Here is a 10,249-nt window from a genome sequence, read left to right as displayed (position 1 = left end):
TTGTAGAATATCTTTTTCAGACACATACCCGAAGGCATGTACCTTGTTTTGCTCTGTCCAGGATGCCGATTTCTTTACCTTATTATTATAAAGTATTGACGGTTCTTTCATTCAATCACAACCCCAAAGGGGTCATGACCTTCTTGTACTACATCTTGTTTGTTTATCTAAAGTCTTTCAAAGATCCTGCTTCCTTTTCGAAAGCGGTTGCAAAGGTAAGGCGGATTTTTCTAACATCCAAATTTTTTCGAAGATTTTTTCGGAAAAATTTTTCAAGGCGTCTCAGAGTTCCAATCAACAACGGAACCGTACGCCGCGGATTCCGGGCTTATCCTTTCTCGCTCCCTTGCCTCCATGCAAGGTAAGATACTCGGTGCAGCGCCTTACGTCCGCTCTCCGCTTACACTGTGTCAGTCTCAGATTGCATCTTTACCGCGTTTCTCTCTCGAAAGCGGTTGCAAAGGTACGCACTTTTCGGAATTCCGCAAGCCTCACGCCGAAATTTTTTCCGCTTTTCCTGTAACCGGATTGTAACACGCTGGAAGGCAGGAATATAGGGAGGAAGATTTTTCCGGGAGGACCGAAGGGGCTTTTACCGGGTACACATACTCTTATTCGGGCGCACGCATGCGCAATGCGCACGTGCGTGCGGAAAAGAACCTGGAATTTCCTGAAAACACCTTCATCTTCTGTAAAAAACGACTTGGAATCATACACAAAACAACTTCATCTTCTACGGAAAATGAACGCACGTTTCAAACAAGACAACAAGGCGTTTGGAAAACAGAAAGGAAAAAGTCAAATCAAGACACAATACAATAATCCAATCCCAGACTACCCAGAAAAATCTGATGAACAACCATACAAACAACCGTTCGTCATTTTTTCCGGTAAACCATGGGGGAAATCTTCATCTGCTTCTTGAAGAACTTACTAAAAGAAGCCTGGTCAAAGAAATGCAGTTCTTCGGCAATCTGTCCGACAGGAATCCTACCATCTTCAAGCATCAACATTGCCCGATGCATTATTTCATCACAGATAATTTCATGAGGAGTCTTCCCTATTTTCTCCTTAACCACCCGTGTCAGATGTTTGGATGACATACATAAAGAAGTTGCATAAAAATCAACAGAATGTTCCGAAAGAAAATGTTTGGAAACCAATTTAAGAAAATTCAAAATTATGAAATCATATTTGTCTATATAAGGATCAAATCCCTCAGCATTACCGGAATGCTCCAACATGACATTCCCCAATTCCAGACTAAAGCTTTTAAAATATAACTTGGCCATTTCCTGACGATAATAATGCTTCATATTACCCAAACTGTTTTTTAACAGTGTAAGTTGCAATTCCAGAATACCACATTCTGTCTCCGACAGTTTCTGTACCGGAATATTCAACCGTTCCAACAAATAACCTTGAGGCCCGGGACGCAAACTTTTCAATGACTCACTGGCAAACTCAAATGTGACGAACAACCCCCATGCCCGCAAATCAGAACTGAATTTGTCCATACGGAACGTAACAGTTTCCATGACATCTAGAAAAGCATGCGCCTGTATATCACATTTTCTTCCCTGTATGTCAAGTTCGAGACTCCCGTTTCCTATCAATATAAACAGACGATTCCCTGTCAGTAAACGTCCCTCCAGTTTCCCGAAATCGGAAGGCGATACCAACAAGATTCCACTTGTCAGATAACAGGCAGAAGAGAATAAGGGCAATAACTCTTTTTGTGTCATCAATATCCTATTTTTTCATCCAAGATGTCACAAATATATACCATTCATGTCTTTTAGAAACAAATCTTTACGCTAAATAGACATACAGTTTACTAATAAGTCCTAATGCTGAGCAATATAGACAAATCATTGTACCTTTTGTCCAAACAGTACGAACTTCCCCAATCTATTTTTACGGCAAAAATTACAATTGAACGAAACTATGAAGGTAAAAAAGATTTTCGTAACCACCCTTTGCTGCATGACACTTTTATCATGCCAGCAAAACCAGCAACAACAAGCAGAAAGTGGGAACTATCCGCTTATGACACTCACACCGGAAGACCGGCAACTCTCTGTCAAATATTCCGCAGTCATAGAAGGTAAACAAGATGTGGAAGTACGTCCACAAGTGTCGGGTACCATTACACAAGTATTGGTAGAAGAAGGAACCCATGTACACAAGGGGCAGGTATTGTTCATCATTGACCAGGTTCCTTATAAAGCAGCCCTTGAAAAGGCTAAGGCCGCTGTAGCAACAGCCGAAGCCAATGAAGCGACAGCCAAGCAGACGCTCGACGGCAAACAGTCACTGTATGCCGACCACGTAATTTCGGATTTCGAATTGCGTACAGCACAAAATGACTACAAAAGCGCCCAGGCCAATCTGCTGCAGGCTCAGGCTGAACTGACTGATGCCCAAAACAACCTCTCCTATACCGAAGTGAAAAGTCCGGTAGACGGCTATGCCGGCATGACCTCCTACCGTATCGGAGCCCTGGTCAGCTCTTCCATGACCGAACCGCTGATTCATGTTTCCGACAACTCTGACATGTATGTCTATTTTTCGCTGACCGAGAAACAAGTTCTTGCCCTTACAGCGCAATACGGTTCACTGGATAAGGCCCTTGCCTCTTTCCCCGAAGTATCGCTGGAACTGAACGACGGAAGTATATACGGACAGAAAGGGAAAATAGATGTCATCAGCGGTATCATAGACAAGACCACTGGAACTGTAAGCATGCGTGCCGTATTCCCCAACAAAGATAAACGGTTGATGAGCGGAGGTTCGGCCAATATCGTTGTTCCATACGACAGAAAACAATGTATTGTCATTACTCAAGGAGGTACTTATGAAATCCAGAACCGTATCTTCGCTTATAAAGTGGTAGACGGGAAAACAGTCTCCACCCCTATTGAAGTATTCGAAATCAACGACGGAACAGAATATATCGTTGAAAAAGGCTTACAGGCTGGTGATGTCATTGTTTCTGAAGGTGCCGGACTGTTGAAGGAAGGTACTGTGGTCAGTACAGCTCAAAGTGACGGGACACAAACCGATAAGAAGGAGGAATAACCATGAAACTGCAACATTTCATTGACCGACCGATTCTGTCTATCGTCATTTCGGTCGTAATCCTGGTAGCAGGCCTCATCGGGCTTTATGCCCTTTCAGTAGAACAGTATCCGGATATTGCACCGCCGACCATCCGCGTATCTACCACTTACAGCGGCGCCAATGCCGAAGCCGTACAGAAAAGTGTCATCGTCCCGCTGGAAGAAGCCATCAACGGTGTAGAAAACATGACGTATATGACTTCTACCGCCAGCAATACAGGTAGTGCAGAAATTACAGTATATTTCAAGCAAGGCAGTGACCCGGACATGGCTGCCGTCAACGTACAGAACAAAGTATCGACGGCTACTTCGCTGCTGCCGGCCGAGGTAACCAAGGTAGGTGTCACCACCATGAAACGCCAAAGCAGTATGTTGAAAATCTTCGGTCTTTACAGTCCGAACGGTACCTACGACGAAGATTTCCTGACCAACTATCTGAGCATAAATGTCAAGCCTCAGATACAACGTATATCAGGTGTAGGAGAAGTGAACGTAATGGGAGGCGACTACGCCATGCGTATCTGGCTGAAACCGGAAGTCATGGCCCAATATGAACTGGAACCCAGCGATGTGGAAGCCGCACTCTCCAGCCAAAACATAGAAGCTTCTACCGGTTCTATCGGTGAAGATTCCAAGAACGTATACCAATATACACTGAAATACCGCGGACGACTGGAAAAAGAACAGGAATTCGAGGACATCGTTATCCGGGCCTACGATGACGGACGCGTACTGAAACTGAAAGATATAGCTACCGTGGAACTGGGAGCACAGAGCTATTCCTACTCCGGATCGGTAAACGGAGCACCGGGAACCACCTGCATGATCAACCAGACTGCCGGCACCAATGCCAACGAGATCATTACGGAAATAGACAAGTATCTGGACGAACTGCAGAAAACGCTTCCGGAAGACATGGAAATCGTGGAACTGATGAGTACCAAGAACTTCCTCGACGCCTCCATCAACGAAGTGATCAAGACCCTGCTGGAAGCCATCATTCTGGTAGTACTCGTGGTCTATGTATTCCTGCAGAACCCGCGTTCTACCCTCATCCCGACCATCAGTATCTTTGTCTCGCTCATCGGTACCTTTGCCGCACTTTATATAGCCGGATTCAGTATCAACCTGCTGACCTTGTTTGCACTGGTACTGGCCATCGGTACCATTGTAGACGACGCCATCATTGTGGTGGAAGCCGTACAGGTACGCTTCGATGAAGGCTATCGGTCGCCTTACAAAGCTTCGGTAGATGCCATGACAGGAATTTCATCGGCCATTGTCACCTCTACCCTGGTATTTATGGCCGTATTCGTACCCGTTTCATTCATGGGAGGTACTTCGGGCGTATTTTACACCCAGTTCGGTATCACCATGGCGGTAGCAGTAGGTATCTCTGCCATCAACGCATTAACCCTCTCCCCCGCTCTCTGCGCCCTGATCCTGCGGCCCAACGAAATTCTGGTGGACGGGAAAAAGCCCGAATTCTCTACCCGCTTCCGCATGGCCTTCGACTCGTCCTTCAAACGGATAGTCCTGAAATACAAAAGTGGCGCCAAATTCTTCATCAAGCGGAAGTGGCTGGCCTGGAGTGCCTTTGCCGCTTCAATCGGTCTGCTCTTCTATTTTATGGGAACAACCAAAACCAGTCTGATTCCTTCGGAAGATACCGGCTCCATCTTCATCAGTCTTGACGCCCCCGCCGGAAGTACCCTGGCCGAAACAGAAAGCATCATGAATAAAGTGGAAAAAGAATTGGAAGAAATTCCACAAATTGACAATTTCAACAAAGTGGCCGGATTCGGAATGGGAACCGGAAGCGGTGCCTCACACGGTATGTTCATCGTCAAACTGAAACATTGGGACGAACGAAAAGGAGAAGAAAACAGTGTAGACGCTATTTCACAAGAAATCTATAAACGTACCGCCCACATCAAAAACTGTAACCTGTTCGTATTTTCTCCTCCGATGATTTCCGGTTATGGAACCGGTAACAGTTTTGAACTATATATGCAGGACCGCTCCGGAAAAGGTATCGACGCTTTAAGTAAAGTAACAAACGATTTCCTGACCGAACTAAACAAACGTCCGGAAATACAGATGGCCTATACTTCCTTCAGCTCCAATTTCCCTCAATATCGCGTAGATGTAGATGAAGCGCAATGCCAACGTGCCGGTATAACCACAGAAGAAGTGCTGTCCGTCTTGTCCGGTTACTTCGGAAGTATCTATGCCTCGAACTTTAACCGGTTCACCAAGTTGTACCGTGTCATCATTCAGGCTCCCTCCGACAGCCGGAAGAGTATGCAGTCGCTCGACAACATCTTCGTAAAGACAACCGACGGCATGGCTCCGATAAGCCAGTTCGTGAAACTGACCAAGACCTACGGTGCAGAGTCGCTTACCCGCTTCAACATGTTCTCGTCCATCAACGTACAGGGAATGCCGGCCAGCGGTTACAGTTCGGGTGACGTTATCAATGCCGTGAAAGAAGTGGCCGCACAAACCCTGCCTACCGGCTACGGTTACGAATTCTCCGGCATGACACGTGAAGAGGAGCAGATGGCCAATTCGCACGATACGGTCATCATTTACGGTGTTTGTATCCTGTTCATCTACCTGATACTTTGCGCCTTGTACGAAAGTCTGTTCATTCCGATGGCGGTCATCCTCTCTGTTCCGTTCGGACTGATGGGAAGTTTCCTCTTTGCCCGGTTATGGGGTATTGAAAACAACATTTACCTGCAGACCGGACTGATCATGCTGATCGGACTTTTATCGAAAACAGCCATCCTGCTTACCGAATATGCCACCGAACGGCGTAAGGAAGGCATGTCACTCACCCAGGCAGCCATATCGGCAGCAGGAGTCCGTTTACGCCCGATTCTGATGACTGCACTTACCATGATCTTCGGATTGCTCCCGTTGATGTTCGCATCGGGAGTAGGTGCCAATGGAAACACTTCTCTGGGAGTAGGAGCCGTAGGAGGTATGCTGATCGGAACCGTCGCATTGCTGTTTGTAACACCCGCCTTCTTCATCACTTTCCAGTACATTGAAGAACGGGTAATGGGTAAACGAAAAGAAGACAGAAAATTATGAGAAAATTAGTTTTAATATTAATGGGTATGGCACTGCTGAGCAGCTGCCATATCTACAGGAATTACCAGCGTCCGGACAACCTGCCCACAGACAGCCTGTTCCGTGAGACTGAAGGTTCCATAGAAATAGAAGATGATTCTCTCTCACTGGGAGACCTGCCTTGGCAAGAAATCTTTCAGGATCCCTTGCTGCAACATTATATCAGCTACGGACTGGAACACAATACCGACATACAGACTGCATGGCTACGTGTAGACCAGGCACAGGCCCAATTGAAAGCCGCCCGCCTGTCCTTCCTGCCGTCACTGACCTTATCGCCACAAGGAACTCTGACTAGTACAGCCGGCAACAAGACTGTCAAGACATACGAACTGCCTATGCAGGCCAGCTGGGAAATAGACCTCTTCGGAAGTCTCCGGAATGCCAAAAAAGGAAGTCAGGCCACCCTGTTACAACAACAGGCTTATCGGCAAGCTATCCAGTCGGAACTGATTGCAAGCATTGCCAACAGCTATTATTCCCTACTGATGCTGGACAATCAGATTGAAATCAGCCGTTCTACACTGGATGTATGGAAAGAACAGGTACGGGTTATGGAAGCCCGGATGAAAGTGGGAGAAGAAACTGAGAATGCCGTGACACAAGCCCGTGCCAGCCTGTACGAACTGGAAGCGACTCACAATGACCTGCTACGGCAACAACGGGAAACGGAGAACTCCCTCTGCACACTGCTGGGAATGACTTCCAGGACTCTGGAACGTAACAGATTGTCTGAACAACAGTTTCCCGAAACGGTCAGCACCGGACTCCCCGTCCGTCTGCTGTCCAAACGTCCGGACATCGTACAAGCTGAAATGACATTGGCCAACGCCTACTACTCAACCAATCAGGCACGTTCGGCCTTCTACCCGAATCTGACCCTGACAGGAAGTGCCGGATGGACCAACTCACTGGGACAAGCCGTTACCAATCCAGGCGACTGGATACTTTCGGCCATAGCCTCGCTGACACAACCCATCTTCAACCGTGGAAAACTGATTTCCAACCTGCGGGTATCCAAGGACGAAGAACAGATTGCTCTGCTCAACTACAAACAAACCCTGCTGGATGCCGGACAGGAAGTCAACGACGCACTGTACGCAACGGAATCAACACAAAGAAGTCTGGAAAGCCACCAGAAACAATGCAAGGAACTGGAACGTACGGTACAGACTTCCGAAGCCCTCTACCGGACAGGAAACGCCACATACCTGGAACTGCTCACCGCACGGCAGTCACTGCTGAACGCACAATTGAATGTAGTATCCGACCAATTCACTTATTGCCAGGCCATTATCAACCTGTATAATGCACTGGGAGGCGGAAGCGAATAAAAGAATCTTCTTTTTCATTCCATTAGTAATTCAGTCTGTCATGAATGTAGACATCTTCCCAAAAAGAAATCTACATTCAGGCAGGCTGATTGTATTATCATCTATATCATTCTATATTTTTAAACTCGGTCAGTTCACCAGTAACCGAATTAATGATAAATCCTCTTACAATAATATCTTTCGGAACCAACGGATGATGTTTTACCAGATGTACACTCCCGCGCACCGATTGCTCCACATTATCAAACCCGCTCAGCCATGAATTCAGATCCACATTACAATATTCCATCATGGCAATCTGTTCGTCCGTCACACCATGTTCCTTTATGTGCTGCAGCATCACTTTACTGTCCATATGCTGGGCACCGCAATCCGTATGACCGATAATCATGATCTCTTCTACTCCCAGTTCATAAATGGCCACCAACAGGCTACGCATTGCACTGCCAAAAGGATGAGTGATGGTTCCTCCCGCATTCTTTATCATCTTCACATCACCGTTTCTGATACCCAATGCTGCAGGAATCAATTCCACCAGACGGGTATCCATACAAGTCACAATGGCAATCTTCTTGTCCGGATACTTATTCGTCACATACCGTTCATATCCTTTCTTGTCAACAAAGGCACGGTTATATTCCAACAATTCGTCTATCATTTTTATGCAGTTTTAAAATTCGACATACAAAAATACAAAAAGACCCGGCAGAGACAAACAATACGACACCTGTTCTTCCGGCATATTATACCCCTACAAAACTTTCGGATAAACCTAAACTGGATTGCGACAAAATTTGTTATCTTTGTTTGCGATGTTTATTCATCTGCCTAAAGTCTAAAAAACGCGAACAGATGGACCTTAAAAACGAAACAGAACTTCTTGAAGAAATAAAACGGGATAACGGACAGGCTTTTCATTACTTGTTCAGCCGGTATTATCGCCGTCTGCTAGGCTATGCGTCCCGTTTTGTAGACAACTATACGGTAGCTGAAGACCTGGTACAGGATTCTTTTGCCCGCCTGTGGGAGAAGCGTAAGGCACTAGAAGCAGTTTCACTCTCCGCTCTGCTGTTCACCATGGTACGGAACAATTGCCTCAACCATCTCAAACGGCAGGCACTGGTCGACATCCATTCGGTAGACTGGCTGGAAAACCTCGACGGAGAGGAACGGCTCTATCACCTGGACTTCTGTCCCGATGTAGAAATGTCGCTGCTCTACAAGGAATTGGAATCACAGATACCGCAAGTATTGAAACAACTTCCACCACGCTCGCGTGAAATCTTCCTGCTCAGCCGCAGTCAAGGACTTAAGAACAGGGAGATAGCCGAACGTCTGGACATTTCGACCACAGCCGTAGAGAAACACATCAGACGTGCACTGGAGGCTTTCGACCGTCATTTCAAAGAGAAATATCCGTTGGATATCTGTAGATTCGCCATTTTAATATATTTCTTAATGCATTGATTATTAATACTACAAAATAAAAAAATACCGCTTTTCGAAATTTTTTCGCCGAAAGGGGTTAGGTAAAAATTTGCTGGATTGTTTTATCTAATAAGTAAGAGGAAATGGAAAAGACAGATGATTTTCGTGAGTTGGCTTTTTTGTATTTCGACGGAAAGATAAGCAAGGTCGATGAAGCCCGTCTCTATACATTCATTAACGGAGACGAAGAAAATAAGGCCATGTTTCGCCGTTGGGAACAAGAATGGCTGACCGAAAGACAGGAAGACAACGTGGTAGCCCAAGGTTGGAAAAACCTGCAAGCCCGCATGGCGGAAAACCCCGGGATGACAATCCGCCAAGGACATCGCAAACCGGCACATACACGCTTCTGGTATCTGGCAGCAGCCGTAGCACTGGTTTGCATAGCGGTGTTCCCGCTCAAGCTGGTCATAGATACTTTCAGGCAAGACACGGAAAAATATTTTGTCTTCGAGGCTCCTAAAGGCGAAAGAAGCAAGCTGACGCTGGCCGACGGTACACTGGTATGGCTCAATTCGGGTTCTGTATTGCGCTGTCCTGCCGACTTTGACAAAAAGGAACGCCGCGTGCAGATGACGGGTGAAGCCTACTTTGAGGTTACCCGCCAGGGCGGAAGCGAGTTTACGGTAAACACGGGTACATGTGACATCGTAGTGAAAGGCACTAAGTTCGACGTCACGGCCTATGCAGACGACGATTATGTGCAAGCTACCCTGCTCGAAGGAAAAATAGAATTCCGCCATGCCGGAAAGACAGTAGAGGTAAATCCCGGAGAACAGGTGCACATGATAAAGAAATCAGGCCAACTGACCAAGAACCGCGTGAACACAGAGCAGTATAATGCCTGGACTGAAGGCCGTATAGAATACGACCGTATCACGCTAGGCGAACTGCTGCCCAAACTGGCAAGGCACTATGACGTAGACTTCCATCTGCAGACCGATTCACTGGCAGGCAAAAGCCTGCGCATATCGGTACGCAACGATGAAACCGTGGACGACGTGATGGCAGCGCTGGCCCGGATTATCCGGGTAGATATCACTGTTGACGGCCGGGACATTTATATCCGCTAAACCGGATGTAATTCCATAGCCCACGGACCTCGATATTCCTTTGTAACCTTTTACCCCAATTTAGCGATTGATGCATTTATTAATTGTGGTA

At 46.6% G+C, this 10,249-nt stretch carries 7 protein-coding genes; 5 read left to right on the top strand and 2 right to left on the bottom strand.

Features of this window, described 5'->3' with window-relative positions; translation table 11 throughout:
• Positions 1–878: 878 nt before the first annotated feature.
• Positions 879–1,745, bottom strand: a complete 867-nt coding sequence (locus tag BQ7489_RS16490; RefSeq protein WP_072531943.1) for a helix-turn-helix domain-containing protein — start codon at positions 1,743–1,745, stop codon at positions 879–881.
• A gap of 202 nt (positions 1,746–1,947) precedes the next feature.
• On the opposite strand from BQ7489_RS16490, the gene BQ7489_RS16485 reads away from it, so the two are divergent.
• Genes BQ7489_RS16485 through BQ7489_RS16475 form a run of 3 tightly spaced genes read left to right on the top strand, consistent with a single transcriptional unit; the run spans position 1,948 to position 7,597 of the window.
• Positions 1,948–3,081, top strand: coding sequence for an efflux RND transporter periplasmic adaptor subunit (locus BQ7489_RS16485; RefSeq protein WP_072531942.1), 1,134 nt, complete (start codon positions 1,948–1,950; stop codon positions 3,079–3,081).
• A gap of 2 nt (positions 3,082–3,083) precedes the next feature.
• Positions 3,084–6,224 (top strand): efflux RND transporter permease subunit, encoded by a 3,141-nt coding sequence (locus BQ7489_RS16480; RefSeq protein ID WP_072531941.1) that lies wholly within the window; start codon positions 3,084–3,086, stop codon positions 6,222–6,224.
• On the top strand, positions 6,221–7,597 hold the full coding sequence (locus BQ7489_RS16475; RefSeq protein ID WP_204352759.1) for an efflux transporter outer membrane subunit: 1,377 nt from the start codon (positions 6,221–6,223) through the stop codon (positions 7,595–7,597). The genes BQ7489_RS16480 and BQ7489_RS16475 overlap by 4 nt, the downstream gene beginning before the upstream one ends.
• 106 nt (positions 7,598–7,703) lie before the next feature.
• Here the strand turns inward: BQ7489_RS16475 and BQ7489_RS16470 are convergent, their stop codons facing one another.
• The gene (locus BQ7489_RS16470; protein ID WP_072531939.1) at positions 7,704–8,255 is read right to left on the bottom strand and encodes a beta-class carbonic anhydrase; all 552 of its coding nucleotides are present in this window, start codon (positions 8,253–8,255) and stop codon (positions 7,704–7,706) included.
• A 194-nt stretch (positions 8,256–8,449) separates the two neighbouring features.
• Between BQ7489_RS16470 and BQ7489_RS16465 the strand changes: the two genes are divergently transcribed.
• Together BQ7489_RS16465 and BQ7489_RS16460 are read left to right on the top strand one after the other, a co-directional pair.
• Positions 8,450–9,064, top strand: a complete 615-nt coding sequence (locus BQ7489_RS16465) for an RNA polymerase sigma-70 factor (RefSeq protein WP_072531938.1) — start codon at positions 8,450–8,452, stop codon at positions 9,062–9,064.
• Positions 9,065–9,168: 104 nt separating this feature from the next.
• Entirely contained in the window at positions 9,169–10,158 is a 990-nt protein-coding gene (locus BQ7489_RS16460; RefSeq protein ID WP_072531937.1) for a FecR family protein, read from the top strand.
• Positions 10,159–10,249: the final 91 nt, after the last annotated feature.

The organism is Bacteroides ilei (assembly GCF_900128495.1).
In the GTDB taxonomy this organism is placed as follows: domain Bacteria; phylum Bacteroidota; class Bacteroidia; order Bacteroidales; family Bacteroidaceae; genus Phocaeicola; species Phocaeicola ilei.
This window is presented reverse-complemented; position numbering and strand designations above follow the sequence as displayed.

What these genes read in the sequence shown, in the direction of transcription:
- BQ7489_RS16490 (WP_072531943.1), bottom strand. Translation starts at nt 1,745, where the DNA reads ATGACACAAAAAGAGTTATTGCCCTTATTCTCTTCTGCCTGTTATCTG.
- BQ7489_RS16485 (WP_072531942.1), top strand. Translation starts at nt 1,948, where the DNA reads ATGAAGGTAAAAAAGATTTTCGTAACCACCCTTTGCTGCATGACACTT.
- BQ7489_RS16480 (WP_072531941.1), top strand. Translation starts at nt 3,084, where the DNA reads ATGAAACTGCAACATTTCATTGACCGACCGATTCTGTCTATCGTCATT.
- BQ7489_RS16475 (WP_204352759.1), top strand. Translation starts at nt 6,221, where the DNA reads ATGAGAAAATTAGTTTTAATATTAATGGGTATGGCACTGCTGAGCAGC.
- BQ7489_RS16470 (WP_072531939.1), bottom strand. Translation starts at nt 8,255, where the DNA reads ATGATAGACGAATTGTTGGAATATAACCGTGCCTTTGTTGACAAGAAA.
- BQ7489_RS16465 (WP_072531938.1), top strand. Translation starts at nt 8,450, where the DNA reads ATGGACCTTAAAAACGAAACAGAACTTCTTGAAGAAATAAAACGGGAT.
- BQ7489_RS16460 (WP_072531937.1), top strand. Translation starts at nt 9,169, where the DNA reads ATGGAAAAGACAGATGATTTTCGTGAGTTGGCTTTTTTGTATTTCGAC.